The sequence below is a fragment of the Mesorhizobium sp. M0830 genome (assembly GCF_040319965.1).
Classification (GTDB): Bacteria; Pseudomonadota; Alphaproteobacteria; order Rhizobiales; family Rhizobiaceae; genus Mesorhizobium.
The window spans coordinates 16,424-33,102 of record NZ_JAMYOR010000020.1 but is presented as its reverse complement, the minus strand read 5'-3'; the positions used below and the strand labels follow the sequence as shown (position 1 = coordinate 33,102).

Here is a 16,679-nt window from a genome sequence, read left to right as displayed (position 1 = left end):
TGCCCTGGGCGAAAGCCAGCCTAGGTTGGTAGCCGGATGGCTGCACGCTATCGCTGATAGCCAAATGGACAGCAGAATGCATCTCGCCGTTTCGCTCAACATCGCTTCCACCGCAGGGCAGACCGGCCCGACATTCAGTGAGATAGCCGGCTTCGTGCGAAAGGCCGAGGCGGCAGGTATCGACATGGTCGTTATCTCCGACTCATTGGCGAGCGGCGAGCCGTCCAGCAGTCCCTTCGAAGCGACGACGCTCATCGCCGCACTGGCGACAGTGACGAGCAGGATCGGGCTGGTAGCCGCAGCCTCGACAATTGCCCACCAGCCCTACAATCTGGCGCGCCGTTTTGCCTCGCTCGACATCATCAGCCATGGCCGAGCCGGCTGGAACGCGACCATGACGCAAGCGCCACGCGAGGCCGCCAATTTCAGCCGGCCCGAAGGCTTTTCCGGCGACGATCTTCGCCGTCGCACGCAGGAATATATCGGCATCGTTCAGGGCCTGTGGCAGGGCTGGGATGCGGACGCACTGCTGTTCGACCAAAGCGGAGGCCGCTTTCACGACCCCGAAAAGATGCACTTTCTCGACCACGAGGGCGAGTTCTTCTCCGTGCGCGGACCGCTGAACGTCGCGCGGTCGCCGCAGGACACGCCGGTGCTTGTCTTGTCGGATCTGTCGGAGCCCGATCTGGATATTGTCGCTCGCGCCGCCGATGTGATCCTGCTGGGCGACGGACCGATCGAGAGTGCGAAAGCACACTATTACGAACTGAGGTGCCGTGTTGCCGCCTGCGGACGCGACCCGGATGCCGTGAAGGCGCTGAGGAACGTCGCGTCTATCGCCGATAGTAAGCCGGCTGCCGTCATCGACAGATTGGAAGAAGAATTCCGCGCAACAAGCTGCGACGGGTTCAACATCCAGATGCCGGCACAGCTTTCCGCGCTCGACGATTTCTTCGATCTGGTCTTGCCGGCTTTGCGACGGCGCGGCCTTTTTCGACAGAGCTATCGCGGCGCAACCTTGCGCTCGCATCTGGGGCTTGCCGGCGGAGGTGACCAATGACCGCTCGCCAAATGAAGCTAGGCGCCTTCCTGTGGGCGACAGGGCACCACATCGCCGCCTGGCGCCACCCCAAGGCCCACGTGACCGCCGGAATCGACATCGATCATTACATCCAGCTGGCACGTACGGCGGAGGCGGCGAAGTTCGACATGGTGTTCTGCGAGGACGCTGCCGGCCTGCGCGAAGCAAATATCGACATCGCCAGCCAAACGTCGCGCTCGATCGGTTTCGAGCCGATCAGCCTGCTGTCGGCGCTAGCCGCCCAGACCAGCCGCATCGGCCTCGTCTCGACCGCGTCGACCAGCTACAACGAGCCATACGGGCTGGCGAGGGCCTTTCTGTCGCTCGACCATCTAAGTGGCGGCCGGGCCGGCTGGAATCTGGTCACCTCGGCCAGTCCCATCGAAGCAGCCAATTTCGGTTCGACGGGCCTCAAACCCCATGCCGACCGCTACGAACGGGCGCGTGAGTTCGCCGAAGTGGTCGCCGGGCTTTGGCATGGCAAGCTCGATGAAGCTTCCCGTCATGCCGGCCAAAGCTTCTCGGTGCGGGATCCGCTCGACCTGCCGCGTTCGCCGCAGGGCGCGCCGGTCATGGTCCAGGCCGGCGCCTCTGAAGTCGGCCGCGACCTCGCCGCCCGCACCGCAGACGTGGTGTTCACCGCAGCGCAGACCTTCGAGGAAGCGAGGGCCTTTTATGACGATCTCAAGCGGCGCATGGCGGCCTATGAGCGTGAGCCGGACGACATCAAGATCATGCCCGGTGTAGCGCCAGTGGTGGCGGAGACCGATGCAGAGGCCCAGGAGAAATACGCAGAATTGCAGGAGCTGATCCCCGACGATGTCGGCGTGGCGCTGCTCTCCAGCTATCTCAGCATCTCCGATCTGTGGCGCTATCCGATCGACGGGCCGCTACCGCAGCTGCCCGAGAGCGAGGGGATGAAGAGCCGGCAGGCACTGGTGATCGAGCAGTCTCGCCGCGACAACCTTTCCATCCGCCAGCTTGCCCGCCATTTCGCCGGCGCCCGCGGCCATTGGCGCATCGTCGGCACAGCCGCCCAAATCGCCGACGAGTTGCAGGCACGGTTCGAGGGCGGTGCGGCCGATGGCTTCAACGTCATGCCCTCGTATTTCCCCGGAGAGCTCGATGCCTTTGCGACGCTGGTCGTGCCGGAACTGCAGCGGCGCGGCCTGTTCCGCACCGACTATGAGGGTCGCACACTGCGCGACCATCTGGGGCTGAAGCGACCTGCATGAAATGCGTGGAGGCGCAAGCTTAGCCGGCAATCACCTTGTCGTGCGAAACCTGATAGCTGACATTGGATGATGAGGCGTGCATGACCAGCGCCGTCATGATCTCGGCCGCCGCAAGCGCCGCGATGACTTGCGGCCGCTTGTCCTTGACGGCGTCGCCGCCGATCGGCGAAATGAGGCGGGCAAATTCCGCCTCGCTGCCATCCGCCGATTTCAGGAACCAGTTCTTGAACGTCGCTTTCTTGGTCTTCGACCCGATCATGCCGACATAGGCGGCGTCGCCGCGTTTCAGCGCTTCGGCCACGATCAGGAAATCCAGCGCGTGGTCGTGGGTGAGGATGGCGAAGGCGGCCCCCGCAGGAGCATCGCGCACCGTAGCTTCCGGTATCGGCGTCAGCCGGGTCTCGACGGTTTCCGGCATGCCTTCCAGCGCCTCGGCCCGTGTCTCGATGACGATGCCATGCACGGGAAGAAGTGAAATCGCCGAGGCCAGCGCCTGGCCGACATGACCGCCGCCGAAGATATAGACATGCGGCAGCTGTGCCTCCTCGGCTTCCGCAGTCGCAACCAACTCGGCAGCGAGCGCCGCATCGACCAGCCGGATCAGCACTTCGACGCGCCCACCGCAGCATTGGCCGATCTCGGGGCCTAAGGGCACGTCGAGCGTGGCGCGAATATCCCTCCCCCTTGAGGGGAGGGTGGCGGCGAAGCCGTCGGGTGGGGTCGCCGCGGCAGTGCTCGACATTGTCTTAGGTCGCGCGCTGCCTCTGCCGACCCCCTCTGGCCGCTTCGCAGCCATCTCCCCCTCGAGGGGGGAGAAAAGCATCTGCCGGGCCTTGTCGATGGCCATGTATTCGAGCTGACCGCCGCCGATCGTGCCCAGGATTGCCGATTGCGAGACGAGCATGAGCGCGCCCTTCTCGCGTGGCGTCGACCCTTTCGTGCCGGCGACCTCGACCAAAGCGATGCGGCCCTGACCAGCAAGGAAGTCTTTCAGACTTTGCATTTCCGAGTTCATATCTTGTATTCCCGATAGAGAAATATAGGGTTTTTCGGTCCGAATTGCACGTTTTTGCCGGATTCAAGCGCCGGTCTTTGCCTCGGTCTTAAGCCGCTCGATCGCCATTAGAACCCGCTCCGGGGTCGCCGGCGCGTCGAGGCGCGGACAGATCCTGTTGTCGGCGACGCTCGCCACCGCATCCGACAGGGCGTGCAGCACCGACATGCCGAGCGGGAACGGCGGCTCGCCGACCGCCTTGGAGCGGTGGATGGTCGGCTCACCCGCTTCCGGCCAGTCGGCCAGGGTGACGTTGAAAATCTTCGGCCGATCGGAGGCGAGCGGAATCTTGTAGGTCGACGGCGCATGGGTGCGCAGCCGGCCTTTGTCGTCCCACCACAGTTCTTCCGTCGTCAGCCAGCCCATGCCCTGGATGAAGCCGCCCTCGATCTGGCCGATGTCGATGGCCCGGTTCAGCGACCGGCCACAGTCATGCAGAATGTCGGTGCGCTCGACCACGTATTCACCGGTCAGCGTGTCGACCGAGACCTCCGAGCACGAGGCGCCATAGGCGAAGTAGTAAAAGGGGCGGCCCTCGCCCTTGTCGCGGTTCCAGTGGATTTTCGGCGTCTTGTAGAACCCCGCCGCCGAAAGCTGGATGCGCGCCATATAGGCCTGCTTGACGAGGTCGGCGAAGGCGATCTCCTGGTTGCCGACGCGCACCCGGTTGGGCAGGAACAGCACCTGGTCGCGCGGTACCTGATATTTTTCGGCGGCGAAATCGGTCAGCCGATCCTTGATCTGGCGAGCGCCATTCCGCGCCGCCATGCCGTTGAGGTCGGAACCAGACGACGCCGCCGTGGCCGAGGTGTTCGGCACCTTGCCGGTCGTCGTCGCGGTGATCTTTACCTGGTCGAGGTCGATCTGGAACTCTTCCGCCACCACTTGCGCCACTTTGACGTAGAGGCCCTGCCCCATCTCAGTGCCGCCATGGTTCAGATGCACCGAACCGTCGGTGTAGACATGCACCAGCGCGCCAGCCTGATTGTAGTGGGTGGCAGTGAAGGAAATGCCGAACTTGACCGGCGTCAACGCCAGGCCGCGTTTGATGAAGCGGCTATTGGCGTTGAAGGCCGATATTTCGCGCCGCCGCCGCGCATAGCTGGCGCTCTCCTCCAGTTCGGCGACGATGCGCTGGATGATGTTGTCCTCGACCGTCTGGTGGTAGGGCGTGACGTTGCGGTCTGATGTGCCGTAGAAATTCTTCTTGCGGATTTCGAGCGGGTCCTTACCGACGGCAAAAGCCACCTCGTCGATGACGCGCTCGGCGCCAACCATGCCTTGCGGGCCGCCGAAACCACGGAAGGCAGTGTTCGACACGGTGTTGGTGTAGAGCGGCGCCGACTGCGCATGCACCGCCGGCCAGAAATAGGTGTTGTCGCAGTGGAACAGCGCGCGATCGGTCACCGGGCCGGAAAGGTCCGACGAAAAGCCGCAACGCGCCGCGAACATGAAATCGACACCGAGGATGTTGCCCTCATTGTCGAAGCCGACCTCATAGTCGACCAGGAAATCGTGACGCTTGCCGGTGGCGATCATGTCGTCGTCGCGGTCGGGCCGGATCTTCACGGCGCGATGGTGCTTCTTCGCGGCGATCGCGGCCAATGCCGCAAACTGGTTGCCTTGCGTCTCCTTGCCGCCGAAGCCGCCGCCCATGCGGCGGATTTCGACCGTAACGGCGTTGCTCGGCACGCCGAGCGCGTGGCTGACCATGTGCTGGATTTCGCTCGGATGCTGGGTCGAGGAATAGATGGTGACGTCCTGGTCCTCGCCGGGAATGGCCATCGCAATGTGGCCTTCGAGATAGAAATGCTCCTGGCCGCCGATGCGCATCTGCCCTTTGAGCTGGCGCGGCGCCTTTTCGATCGCTTTAGCGGCATCGCCACGCTTCAGGGTCAGCGGCGGCGTGACGAGCTTGTCCTTCTTCGGATCGAGCGCGCCGACGTCGGTGACGAAAGGCAGCTCCTTGTATTCGACCTTGGCCAACCTGGTGGCGCGGCGCGCCTGCTCGCGCGTCTCCGCAATGACGCAGAAAATCGGCTGGCCGTAGAATTGCACCTTGCCGTCGGCTAGCACCGGCTCGTCGTGGCGGCCGGTCGGCGAGATGTCGTTTTCGCCCGGCACATCCTTGGCCGTCAGCACGTCGACAACGCCGGGCGCCGCACGCACCGCCGAGAGATCCATGCTGATGATGGTGGCATGTGTTGCAGCCGAAAGCCCCAGGCAACCATGCAGCGTACCGGCTGGTTCCGGCATGTCGTCAATGTAGACGGCGGTGCCGGCGACATGCTTGTGCGCGGAATCATGGCGCTGATCGGTGGCGACGCCACCGGCAATCTTTTCAGCCCTAGGGTTGGGCGCTGCGTGCTTGTTCATCATGCCGCCTCGTGCCTCGAAACCTGGACCGGCGACTTGGTGCCGCTCGTCTCTGCAAAGAAGCGCAACAGCAGGTTCTTCGCCGCCAGCGCCCGGTATTCTGCGCTCGCCCGCATATCGGTCAGCGGCGTGAAATCCTCGGCATATCCGGCCATCGCCACTTCCACCGTCTGTTCGGTCCACGGCTTGCCAAGCAGTGCTTTTTCCACAGAAGACGCACGCTTCGGCGTCGCCGCCATGCCGCCATAGGCGATGCGCACATCCGCGACCGTGCCATCCCCGGCCAGCGTCAGGAAGAAAGCGCCGAGGGCTGCCGTGATGTCCTCGTCGCGGCGCTTGGTGATCTTGTGGACGGCGAATTTTGTGCCCTTGGCAGGAACCGGCACATGCACGGCCTCGACGAACTCGCCCGGCTGCCGGTCCTGCTTGCCATAAGCAATGAAGAAGGTTTCCAGCGGGATCGTGCGCCGCTTCTTGCCCTTGCGCAGCGTCAGCCGCGCGCCGAGAGCGATCAAGGGCGGTGGTGTGTCGCCGATCGGCGAGCCGTTGGCGATGTTGCCGCCGATAGTGCCCATGTTGCGCACCTGCTCGCCACCGATGCGGTCGAACAGCGGTCCCAGCGCCGGGATGCGTCTGGCGAGCGTCGAGAATGCTTCGGTGTAGGTGACGCCGGCACCGATCGAAATGACGCCATTGTCTTCCGAGATTGTGCAAAGCCCGTCGAGATTGCCGATGAAAATGGCCGGCGAAATTTCGCGCATGTGCTTGGTCACCCACAGGCCGACATCGGTCGAGCCGGCAACAATGGTGGCGCCGGGCTCCTCGTCTAGCACAGCGGCGAAATCGTCGACATTGGCCGGCACGACAAGCCGTGCCTTGCCCGCGCCGATCTCGACCCTCGCACCGTCATGCATGGCCTCGAGCCTTGCGGTGATCGCCTTGCGCTCGGCGGCGAGCGGGTCCTTCACCACCTTGCCGTAGCTGGAGATGGCATGCGCCGCGCGTATGATCGCCTCGTAGCCGGTGCAACGGCAGAGGTTGCCCTGCAACGCCTTTTCGATTGCCGCGTTTGACGGATCTGATGATCTCATCCACAGGCCATAGAGCGACATGACGAAACCCGGCGTGCAGAAGCCGCATTGCGAACCGTGGAAATCGACCATCGCCTGCTGCACCGGGTGCAACTGCCCGGGTGACCCGCGCAAATGCTCGACGGTCACGACATGGGTGCCGTCCAGCGAGCCGAGGAAGCGTATGCAGGCATTGACGGTTTCGTAGACCAATCCACCAGCGGATAGTTTGCCGACCAACACCGTGCAGGCCCCACAATCGCCTTCGGCGCAGCCTTCCTTGGTGCCGCGCAGCGAGCGGTCGAGCCGCAGCCAGTCGAGCAAGGTTGCATCGGGCGCCACCGTCGAAAGCACGACATCCCTGCCATTGAGGATGAAGCGTATTTCGTTTCGGATGTTGACCATGCCTCAGCTCCCTCTGTAGGTCGAATAACCATAGGGCGAGACGAGCAGCGGTACATGGTAGTGCACCGGCTCGGCCATGCCGAAGCGGATCGGGATCACATCGAGAAAGGCGGGCTTCGGCAGGCTCAGCCCCTGCTGGCGCAAATAGTCGCCCGCGGCAAAGACCAGTTCGTATTCGCCGGTGCGGAACTCCGCGCCGGCAAGCAGGGGGGCGTCGCAACGGCCGTCGGCATTGGTGATGACAGTCTTCAAATGTGTCCGTGTGTCGCCATGGAGATGGTAGAGCGCGATCGACAGTCCCGCCGCCGGCTTGCCGGTCGCCGTGTCGAGGACATGGGTCGTCAGACGCCCGCCATCGGCTTTCGACGTTTCTGCCATTGGCCGCCTCCCATTTTCGGTACGAGCGAGTTTGGCCCGGTACGATCGAGTATCAACAGTGAATTGTGCGCCAATTAAAGGCGATGCATAAGTCCCGGTCGAGCGGAGTGCGACAAAAACACTTTCAAAAATTTTCGGGGGAATGCCCAGGCAGCCCTTTCGATATTCTCACCACACTTCGGGCCATGCCCGGCAGGAGGGACGATGCGGTACACCAGAGACATGCGCGGCTACGGGGCCAATCCGCCGGATCCGAAATGGCCTGATGGTGCGCATGTCGCCGTGCAGTTCGTCGTCAACTACGAAGAGGGTGGCGAGAACTGCGTGCTGCATGGCGACAAGGCGTCGGAAGCCTTCCTGTCGGAAATCGTCGGCGCGGCGCCCTGGGTGGGCCAGCGTCACTGGAACATGGAATCAATCTATGAATATGGAGCTCGCGCCGGCTTCTGGCGGCTGCTCCGACTGTTCACGGAGGCTGAGGTACCGATCACCTGCTACGGTGTCGCCACCGCACTCGCCCGTTCGCCCGACCAGGTCACGGCCATGCAGGAAGCCGGCTGGGAAATTGCCTCGCACGGGCTGAAATGGATCGACTACCGCGACCACAGCGCCGAAGATGAGCGTCGCGACCTCGAAGCAGCGATCCGCCTGCACTATGAGGTGACCGGGCAACGACCGACCGGCTGGTACACGGGCCGCACATCGGTCAACACGGTGCGGATTGTGGCGGAAGAGGGTGGCTTCGACTACGTGTCGGACACCTATGACGACGAACTGCCCTACTGGTTCGAGCATGCAGGCGGCACGCAGCTCATCATCCCCTATACGCTTGACGCCAACGACATGCGCTTCGCGACGCCGCAAGGGTTCAATTCGGGCGACCAGTTCTTTGCCTATCTCAAGGACAGCTTCGACACGCTCTACGCTGAAGGCAAGGCCGGCCGGCCGCGCATGATGAACATCGGCCTGCATTGCCGCCTCGTCGGGCGTCCGGGGCGGGTGGCGGCGCTGAAGCGCTTCGTCGATTATGTCAAATCGCATGACAAGGTCTGGCTGGCGCGGCGCATCGATATCGCCAAGCACTGGCAGGAGAACCATCCCTACAAGCCGGCGGCACTCAGGCCATCCAAGATGGAATTCGAGACCTTCGTCCATACGTTCGGTGGCGTGTTCGAGCATTCGCCCTGGATCGCAGAACGCGCCCACGAGCTGGAACTGGGCCCGGCGCATGACACGGCCGGTGGCCTGCACAATGCGCTCTGCCGTATCTTCCGCTCCGCCAGCGAGACCGATCGGCTTTCCGTGCTCAATGCCCATCCCGACCTTGCCGGCAAGCTGGCCAAGGCCAAACGGCTGACGGCGGAGTCAACCAGGGAACAGGCCTCTGCAGGGCTGGACGCGCTGACGGACAAGGAGCGCGAGCTGTTCTCCAAGCTCAACGCCGCCTACGTCACCACCTTCGGCTTCCCCTTCATCATCGCGGTGAAGGGCAAGACCAAGGAGGAAATCCTCGCCGAATTCGAGACGCGCATCGGCAACAGCCGCGGCGTCGAATTCGAGACCGCCTGCAAACAGGTCGAGCGCATCGCGCTGCTCCGCCTCAAGGACATGCTTCCGCAATAGGTTTGAACCCATGGATACGATCAGGATGCCCGAGCGAACCTATTACGCACCGCATGGCGGCCACTCCGGCCAGAGCGAACTGCTGACCGGCCGCGCCGTCTTCACCGAGGCCTATGCCGTCATCCCCCGGGGCGTGATGCAGGACATCGTCACCAGCGCCCTGCCGTTCTGGGACAAGACCCGCGTCTGGATCTTGTCGCGACCGCTGTCCGGTTTTGCCGAGACGTTCTCGCAGTACATTGTCGAGGTCGCGCCCGGCGGCGGCAGCGACCGGCCGGAACCCGATGCCGGCGCCGAAGGTGCCCTGTTCGTGGTCGAGGGCGAATTGACGGTTCTGCTTGCCGGCAAGAAGCACGTGTTGCGGCCCGGTGGATTTGCCTTCCTGCCGCCGGCCAGCGGCTGGACGGTTCGCAACGAAAGCAAGGCCGATGTCCGCTTCCATTGGATTCGCAAGGCCTACGAGGTGGTCGACGGTCTCGATGCTCCCGAAGCCTTCTTCACCAATGAGCAGGAGATCGCGCCAACGCCGATGGCCGGCACCGAAGGCCGCTGGGCGACGACACGTTTCGTCGATCCGGCCGATCTGCGCCACGACATGCACATGACCATCGTGACGCTGGAGCCCGGCGCGGTCATTCCCTTCGCCGAGACCCATGTCATGGAGCACGGTCTCTATGTGCTGGAAGGCAAGGCGGTCTATCGCCTCAATCAGGATTGGGTCGAGGTCGAGGCCGGTGACTATATGTGGCTGCGCGCCTTCTGCCCGCAGGCCTGCTATGCCGGCGGTCCAGGCAGATTCCGCTATCTGCTCTACAAGGACGTCAACCGCCATGCCAAGCTCGGCGGGGCTGATATTGGCGGTCGCGCGCGGTGACCCGTATCGTCGCGCAGCCGCTGACCCGCGAGAACTTTGCCCCATTTGGCGACGTCATCGACATGGGCGGCGACAACCATTACCCGATCAATGGCGGCAGGGCCGAGCGCTACCACGATCTCGCTACCGCCGAGGCGACCGGGCCGAACGCCCGCGTGCTGATCTCGATGGTGCGCGGCACGCCCTACGAATTGCCTTTGAAGCTTACGATGGTCGAGCGCCACCCGTTCGGCAGCCAGGCTTTCATTCCTTTGTCGCCACGCCCGTTCCTGGTCGTTGTCTGCCATGACGGGGATGAGGGACCGGGAGAGCCGCATGCCTTTATCACTGCCCCCGGACAAGGGATCAATTACCGGCGCAATCTCTGGCATGGCGTACTGACGCCGCTCGGCGAGGCGCAGGATTTCCTGATCGTCGACCGGGGTGGCGACGGCCCCAATCTCGAGGAATTCCATTTCTCGCACGCCTACGAGATCCATCTCCCTTGATTTTTTGTGCATGTCGCTACCCCAAAACCGGGGGCCCCTTTGGGCGATGTGCAGCAGGAGACCCCGTAATGACCGATATTTCGCTGATCGACCGCCTGCTCGACGTTATCGAGCACGACATCGTGCCGAAGACGGCCGAAGGTGTCGCCCATGGCAACAAGCTGTTCGGCGCGGCAATCCTGAGGAAGGACGACCGTTCGCTGGTGCTGGCCGAAACCAACAACGAGATGGAGAACCCGCTCTGGCATGGCGAGGTGCACTGCCTGAAGCGCTTCTACGAAATGCCGAAGGCAGAGCGCGTCGATACGAAAGACGCCATCTTCATCGCCACGCACGAACCCTGCTCGCTGTGCTTGTCGGCGATCACCTGGACCGGCTTCGACAATTTCTACTATCTGTTCAGCCACGAGGATTCGCGCGACTCTTTCGCCATCCCGCACGATCTGAAAATCCTGAAAGAGGTCTTCACCCTCGATCCCGGCGGTTACAATGCCGAGAACGCCTACTGGAAGAGTTTTTCGATCCGTCGACTGGTGCGATCGCTGCCCGAGGTCGAGCGCCAGCGACTGGAGACGCGCATAGGCAATATCTCGGCCCGTTATGACGAGTTGTCAGGTTCCTACCAGGCGAGCAAGGATGAGAACGACATTCCGCTGAATTGACGCGGATGCCTAGCCAACTTTCGCTTTCTTCAGCACTTCATTTATCCTGGCTTGCCAACCCTTGCCGGTGGCCTTGAATTTTCTGACGACATCCTGATCCAGGCGGATGGACACAACTTGCTTCGGCTTCTCCACGGTCGGCCGGCCGCGAAAACGCTTTATACTCTCGAAAAGTTCTGGAAACACTTCCGCGAAAGGCTTGGCTTGCGCCACCTCTTCGTCGGTCGCCTCCGCATCATCGGGATCAGCGGCAATTTGTCTTTGAATTTCCGCTTCCTCCTCATTGGTAAGCGGTCGAACATGCGATTTAGGATTGCTCATATATTGACCTTTCCTTTCGGCATCGAGATTACCGAAATCGCTTCGGAACCAAGCGGCTTAAAGATCACAGCGAGAATGATCTCTCCGAATTCGCCAATCGCCTTGAGTCGGCCGGCCTTGGCCGGGAGCACGGTTGAAGTCGCAAAAAACTCGATATCGAGTTCGGCAAAGTCCAACCTCGGCTTTCGAGGTTCGTCACGCGCTTTGGCTCATCCCAAACGATCTTCAGTCGAGATTGTCCTCAATGCATCAAGCCTAAGCGAATAAACGTAATACATAAATTAGTGAGATAACGCAAGATGGAAAGTCGAACGGTCCCGTCAAACGTCGTGTCGGCGACACGGGCCGTCGCCCGTTTGACTTCGTGACGTACGCGTTTCATGCGTCACTGACATCCTGGAGAGCTCGCATGAAAACCGTCACCGAATTTCCCCGTAAGGTCGTCGAATTCCCGGACATGACCATCGTCATGCCGGATGGCTGCCGGCTGTCGGCGCGGGTGTGGATGCCGGAAGATGCCGGCGACGATCCGGTGCCGGCGATTCTCGAGCACCTGCCCTACCGCAAGCGCGACGGCACCATCTTTCGCGATCAGCTGACGCATCCCTATTTCGCCGGCCACGGCTATGCCTCGATCCGCGTCGACATGCGTGGCAATGGCGATTCCGAAGGGCTGATGGACGACGAGTATTCCGAGCAGGAATTGCAGGATGCATGCGACGTCATCGCCTGGGCTGCAAGCCAACCCTGGTGCAACGGCAATGTCGGCATGATGGGCATTTCCTGGGGCGGCTTCAACTGCCTGCAGGTCGCGGCCAAGCAGCCGCCGGCACTGAAGGCGGTGATCAGCCTGTGCTCGACCGTCGATCGCTATGCCGACGACATCCATTACAAGGGCGGCTGCCTTTTGATCGAGAATTTCGGCTGGGCTTCGACCATGCTCTCCTATTCATCACGGCCGCCGGATCCGCTGCTGGCCGGCGACAACAGGTGGCGGGATCTGTGGCTGACCCGGCTGGAGAACCAGCCCTTCCTGGCGCCGCTGTGGCTGAGACACCAGCACCGCGACGCCTACTGGAAGCGCGGCTCGATCTGCGAGGACTTTTCCACCGTCAAGGCCGCGGTGCTGTCGATCGGCGGCTGGCATGACGGCTACCGCAACACGGTTTCGCATCTGGCCAGCAACATCGAAGCGCCGGTCAAGGGCATCATCGGGCCGTGGATGCACAAATACCCGCATTACGCCGGGCCCAAGCCCGCCATCGGCTTCCTGCAGGAGGCGTTGCGCTGGTGGGACCACTGGCTGAAGGATATCGACACAGGCGTCGAGGCCGACCCCGCCTACCGCGCCTATGTCATGGACAGCGTCCGTCCGGCACGCTGGCATCCCGAGCGACCGGGCCGCTGGATTGCGGAGCAGCAATGGCCATCGGCCAATATCGAGACGCAATCGATCGAGCTTATCGCCGAGGGCGGCAACCCCGCGATCGTCGCCTCGCCGCAAAGCTGCGGCCTGGCCGGCGGCGAGTATTTTCCGTTCACCTTCGGCCCGGAACTGCCAGGCGACCAGCGCGCCGACGATGCGCTATCGGTGTGCTTCGACCAGCCTTTGCTCACCGAAGCGATCGATATTGTCGGCGCGCCGGAAGTCCTGATCCGGGTGGCGTCCGACCGGCGCCAGGCCAACGTCGCGGTCCGGCTTTGCGACGTGCATCCCGACGGTGCCTCCGAGCTGATCTCTTATGGCGTACTCAATCTGACGCATCGCAATTCGCACGAATTCCCGGAAGCGCTGGTGCCGGGTGAAACGGTGTCGGCGCGCGTCGTGCTCGATCAATGCGCCTACCGCGTGCCGACCGGCCACCGCCTACGTGTTGCCGTTTCGAACGCCTATTGGCCGATGATCTGGCCGTCGCCGGAGCCGGTCCAACTCTCCTTGTCGACCGCGACGCTTTCCCTGCCGCTGCGGCCGTTGGCGACGGGCGACGAAGTAACGTTCGCCGAGCCGGAAGGCGCCTCCCCCTGGGAGACAGAAACGATCCGCGCCACCAATTCCGAGCGCCATGTCGATCGCGACGAGAAGACCGGAATTGTCACCCTTTCCATCGTTGATGATTTCGGCGAGGTGCGCGATCTCGATCACGGCCTTGCCACTGGCAGCATCGCCCGCGAGACCTGGACGATCCATCCCGACGATCCGCTGTCGGCCTCGGGGAAAACGCATTGGACGCAGACCCTGTCGCGAAATGAATGGTCGGTGCGCACCGAGACAACAGCCGAATTGCGATCGGACGCGCAAAACTTCATCATCAACGCCAGAATCGAGGCCTATGAGGGCGAAAAGCTCGTTTTCGAGCGCAATTTCGACGAGAAGATACCGCGCGCGCTTGTTTGAACGCCGAGTTCGTTGATCCAATTGCGACGTACGATTTACGCCACGGCATGTCGCATTCGGTCTTGCTTACCGCTTTCCCTTGCGGTCATTATTCTCCTCACAAGAAACAAGAAAAACGACCGCAGAGTCGAACCAACAGAGTGAGGAACTCAAAATGTCGAATGAACTGGAATATCTTAGCCGGCGCGTTGCGTCGGGCAAACTGAGCCGTCGTGATTTTCTCGGCCGAGCGGCAGCGCTCGGCGTCACCGCGCCCTTCGCCAACTCGCTGCTTTCAAGTGCGGCGCGCGCTGCGGGTCCCGTCAAGGGCGGCACGCTGAAGGCAGGCCTGGTCGGCGGCGAATCCACCAACAGCCTCGATCCGGCGCTGATGATGACGCAGGTGCCGTTCGCCTTCGGTAAGTGCTGGGGCGAAATGATCGTCGAACTGTCCCCCGAGGGAAAACTCGAGAACCGCATCGCCGAGGAGATCGGCTCCTCGGACGACGCCAAGGTGTGGACGCTGAAGATCCGCGACGGCGTCGAATTCCACAACGGCAAGACCGTGACCGCCGAAGACGTCGCGGCCACGCTGGAGCGCCATTCGGACGAAAAGTCGAAGTCCGGCGCGCTCGGCTACATGAAGGGCATCGAAACCATCAAGGCCAGCGGCAAGGAAGTGGTGCTGACGCTGAAGGAGGCGAACGCCGACCTTCCCTACCTGCTCAGCGACTATCACCTGATCGTCCAGCCGAACGGCGGCAAGGATAAGCCCGATGCCGGTATTTCGGCCGGCCCATACGTGGTCAAGACCAACGAGCCTGGCGTGCGCCATGGCGGCGAGCGCTTTGCCAACTATTGGCAGGGCGACAAGATGGGCCATGCCGACCAGATAGAAGTCATCGTTATCAACGATGCGACGGCGCGCACCGCGGCCCTGCAGGGCGGCCAGGTCAACATGATCAACCGCGTCGAGCCGAAGATCGTCGACCTGATCAAGCGTCTGCCGGGCGTCACCATCCGCAATCACGCCGGTCCCGGCCACTACGTGTTCATCATGCATTGCAACACGGCGCCGTTCGACAACAACGATCTGCGCATGGCGCTGAAGCTGGCGATAGACCGCGAGGAGATGCTGAACAAAGTGCTGCGCGGCTACGGCTCGCTGGGCAACGACTTCCCAATCAATTCATCCTATCCGCTGTTCACCGAGATCGAGCAGCGCAAGTACGACCCCGACAAGGCCAAGTTCCATTACAAGAAGTCGGGCCATGACGGCACCGTGTTGCTGAGGACCTCCGACGTCGCCTTCCCGGGCGCCGTCGACGCTTCCCAGCTCTTCCAGCAGAGCGCGGCCAAGGCCGGCATCAAGATAGAGCTCAAGCGCGAGCCCGGTGACGGCTATTGGAACGAGGTTTGGAACAAGCAGCCCTTCTGCGCTTCCTATTGGGGCGGCCGCTCGACGCAGGACCAGATGTATTCGACCGCCTATCTGTCGACCGCCGACTGGAACGACACGCGTTTCCTGCGCCCCGATTTCGACAAGCTGGTGCTCGCGGCTCGCGCCGAGCTCGATGAGGCCAAGCGCAAGCAGATGTACCACGATATGGCTGTCATGGTGCGCGACGAAGGCGGCCTGATCTTGCCGATGTTCAACCAGTTCATCGACGCGACCGGAGCCAAGGTCGATGGCTGGATCGACGATCCGCATCAGGAACTGATGAACGGTTACGCTTTGGCGAAGTGCTGGCTGCAGGCCTGAGCCCGGCTTTGCGGATATGTCTTCACCCATCCTGAAACTGATTGCCCAGCGCGTTGCGCTGGGCATTCTCCTCTTGTTGGCCGTTTCGGTCCTGATCTTCGCCGGCACGCAGATTCTGCCCGGCGATGTCGCGCAAGCCATTCTCGGGCAATCGGCGACGCCGGAGTCGCTAGCCAATCTGCGTGAGCAGCTCGGGCTGAACGAGCCGGCCTATATCAGGTATTTCCACTGGCTCGGCGGAGTGATGACGGGCGACCTGGGTACGGCCATGTCGAGCGGCCAGGACATCGCGACATCTATCAAGGGCCGGCTTTGGAACACGCTGTTCCTAGCCTTCTGGGCGGCGATTGTCGCCGTACCGCTGGCGATCATCCTCGGCCTTATCGCGGTCCGCTACCGCAATGGCTGGGTCGACAAGCTGATCTCCGGATTGGCGCTCGCCTCGACCTCCTTCCCTGAATTCTTCATCGGCTATGTGCTCGTCTACTTCTTCGCGGTGAAGTGGCAGATCTTCCCCGGCATCTCGACCGTCTATGACGGCATGCCCTTCGGGGAACGGATGCAGGCGATCACGCTGCCGGCGACGGCGTTGACGCTGGTCGTGCTCGCCCACATGATGCGTATGACCCGCGCGGCGATCCTCAATGTCATGCAGTCGGCCTATGTCGAAACGGCGGAACTGAAGGGCCTGTCGGCCTTCAACGTCATCCGCAAGCATGCGTTCCCCAACGCGATCGCGCCGATCATCAACGTCGTCATGCTCAACCTCGCCTATTTGATCGTCGGCGTCGTCGTTGTCGAGGTGATCTTCGTCTATCCGGGCATGGGGCAATATCTCGTCGACCACGTCACCAAACGTGACGTTCCGGTGGTGCAGGCGGTCGGGCTGATCTTCGCCGCTGTCTACATAAGCCTGAACATCATTGCGGACATAGCGGCGATCGTCGCCAATCCGCGTCTCCGACATCCGAAATAG

At 62.4% G+C, this 16,679-nt stretch carries 14 protein-coding genes and 1 pseudogene; 9 read left to right on the top strand and 6 right to left on the bottom strand.

The window, feature by feature from the left end; genetic code table 11:
- Positions 1-64: 64 nt before the first annotated feature.
- Both NKI20_RS14455 and NKI20_RS14450 read left to right on the top strand, forming a co-directional pair.
- Complete coding sequence (locus NKI20_RS14455; RefSeq protein WP_352831436.1) at positions 65-1,060, top strand: LLM class flavin-dependent oxidoreductase; 996 nt, start codon at positions 65-67, stop codon at positions 1,058-1,060.
- The gene (locus tag NKI20_RS14450; RefSeq protein WP_352831434.1) at positions 1,057-2,316 is read left to right on the top strand and encodes an LLM class flavin-dependent oxidoreductase; all 1,260 of its coding nucleotides are present in this window, start codon (positions 1,057-1,059) and stop codon (positions 2,314-2,316) included. The genes NKI20_RS14455 and NKI20_RS14450 overlap by 4 nt, the downstream gene beginning before the upstream one ends.
- Positions 2,317-2,335: 19 nt before the next feature.
- Here NKI20_RS14450 and xdhC read toward each other — a convergent pair whose 3' ends face one another.
- From xdhC to uraH, 4 genes are all read right to left on the bottom strand, one after another.
- Complete coding sequence (gene xdhC / locus NKI20_RS14445; RefSeq protein ID WP_352831432.1) at positions 2,336-3,331, bottom strand: xanthine dehydrogenase accessory protein XdhC; 996 nt, start codon at positions 3,329-3,331, stop codon at positions 2,336-2,338.
- A 63-nt stretch (positions 3,332-3,394) separates the two neighbouring features.
- Complete coding sequence (gene xdhB, locus NKI20_RS14440; RefSeq protein ID WP_352831503.1) at positions 3,395-5,746, bottom strand: xanthine dehydrogenase molybdopterin binding subunit; 2,352 nt, start codon at positions 5,744-5,746, stop codon at positions 3,395-3,397.
- Complete coding sequence (gene xdhA, locus NKI20_RS14435) at positions 5,746-7,221, bottom strand: xanthine dehydrogenase small subunit (protein WP_352831430.1); 1,476 nt, start codon at positions 7,219-7,221, stop codon at positions 5,746-5,748. Before xdhA ends, xdhB begins: the two co-directional genes overlap by 1 nt.
- Positions 7,222-7,224: 3 nt before the next feature.
- The gene (gene uraH, locus NKI20_RS14430) at positions 7,225-7,599 is read right to left on the bottom strand and encodes a hydroxyisourate hydrolase (RefSeq protein ID WP_352603262.1); all 375 of its coding nucleotides are present in this window, start codon (positions 7,597-7,599) and stop codon (positions 7,225-7,227) included.
- Between the two features lie 204 nt (positions 7,600-7,803).
- On the opposite strand from uraH, the gene puuE reads away from it, so the two are divergent.
- From puuE to NKI20_RS14410, 4 genes are all read left to right on the top strand, one after another.
- The gene (gene puuE / locus NKI20_RS14425) at positions 7,804-9,222 is read left to right on the top strand and encodes an allantoinase PuuE (protein WP_352603260.1); all 1,419 of its coding nucleotides are present in this window, start codon (positions 7,804-7,806) and stop codon (positions 9,220-9,222) included.
- Positions 9,223-9,232: 10 nt separating this feature from the next.
- The gene (locus NKI20_RS14420) at positions 9,233-10,096 is read left to right on the top strand and encodes a bifunctional allantoicase/(S)-ureidoglycine aminohydrolase (RefSeq protein WP_352831428.1); all 864 of its coding nucleotides are present in this window, start codon (positions 9,233-9,235) and stop codon (positions 10,094-10,096) included.
- Entirely contained in the window at positions 10,093-10,584 is a 492-nt protein-coding gene (locus NKI20_RS14415) for an ureidoglycolate lyase (protein ID WP_352831426.1), read from the top strand. Before NKI20_RS14420 ends, NKI20_RS14415 begins: the two co-directional genes overlap by 4 nt.
- A gap of 68 nt (positions 10,585-10,652) precedes the next feature.
- Positions 10,653-11,246 carry a nucleoside deaminase gene (locus tag NKI20_RS14410; RefSeq protein ID WP_352831424.1) on the top strand — a complete coding sequence of 198 codons (594 nt, stop codon included), beginning with the start codon at positions 10,653-10,655 and terminating at the stop codon, positions 11,244-11,246.
- 9 nt (positions 11,247-11,255) lie between these two features.
- Here NKI20_RS14410 and NKI20_RS14405 read toward each other — a convergent pair whose 3' ends face one another.
- Complete coding sequence (locus tag NKI20_RS14405; RefSeq protein WP_352831422.1) at positions 11,256-11,567, bottom strand: BrnA antitoxin family protein; 312 nt, start codon at positions 11,565-11,567, stop codon at positions 11,256-11,258.
- Positions 11,564-11,796, bottom strand: a pseudogene (locus NKI20_RS14400) (BrnT family toxin). The gene NKI20_RS14405 and the pseudogene NKI20_RS14400 overlap by 4 nt, the downstream one beginning before the upstream one ends.
- Before the next feature lie 180 nt (positions 11,797-11,976).
- Here NKI20_RS14400 and NKI20_RS14395 point away from each other — a divergent pair.
- The 3 genes from NKI20_RS14395 to NKI20_RS14385 all read left to right on the top strand — a co-directional run bounded on the left by NKI20_RS14395 (position 11,977) and on the right by NKI20_RS14385 (position 16,679).
- Complete coding sequence (locus tag NKI20_RS14395) at positions 11,977-13,962, top strand: CocE/NonD family hydrolase (protein WP_352831420.1); 1,986 nt, start codon at positions 11,977-11,979, stop codon at positions 13,960-13,962.
- Positions 13,963-14,116: 154 nt separating this feature from the next.
- On the top strand, positions 14,117-15,703 hold the full coding sequence (locus NKI20_RS14390) for an ABC transporter substrate-binding protein (RefSeq protein WP_023761417.1): 1,587 nt from the start codon (positions 14,117-14,119) through the stop codon (positions 15,701-15,703).
- Positions 15,704-15,719: 16 nt separating this feature from the next.
- On the top strand, positions 15,720-16,679 hold the full coding sequence (locus NKI20_RS14385) for an ABC transporter permease (protein ID WP_352727204.1): 960 nt from the start codon (positions 15,720-15,722) through the stop codon (positions 16,677-16,679).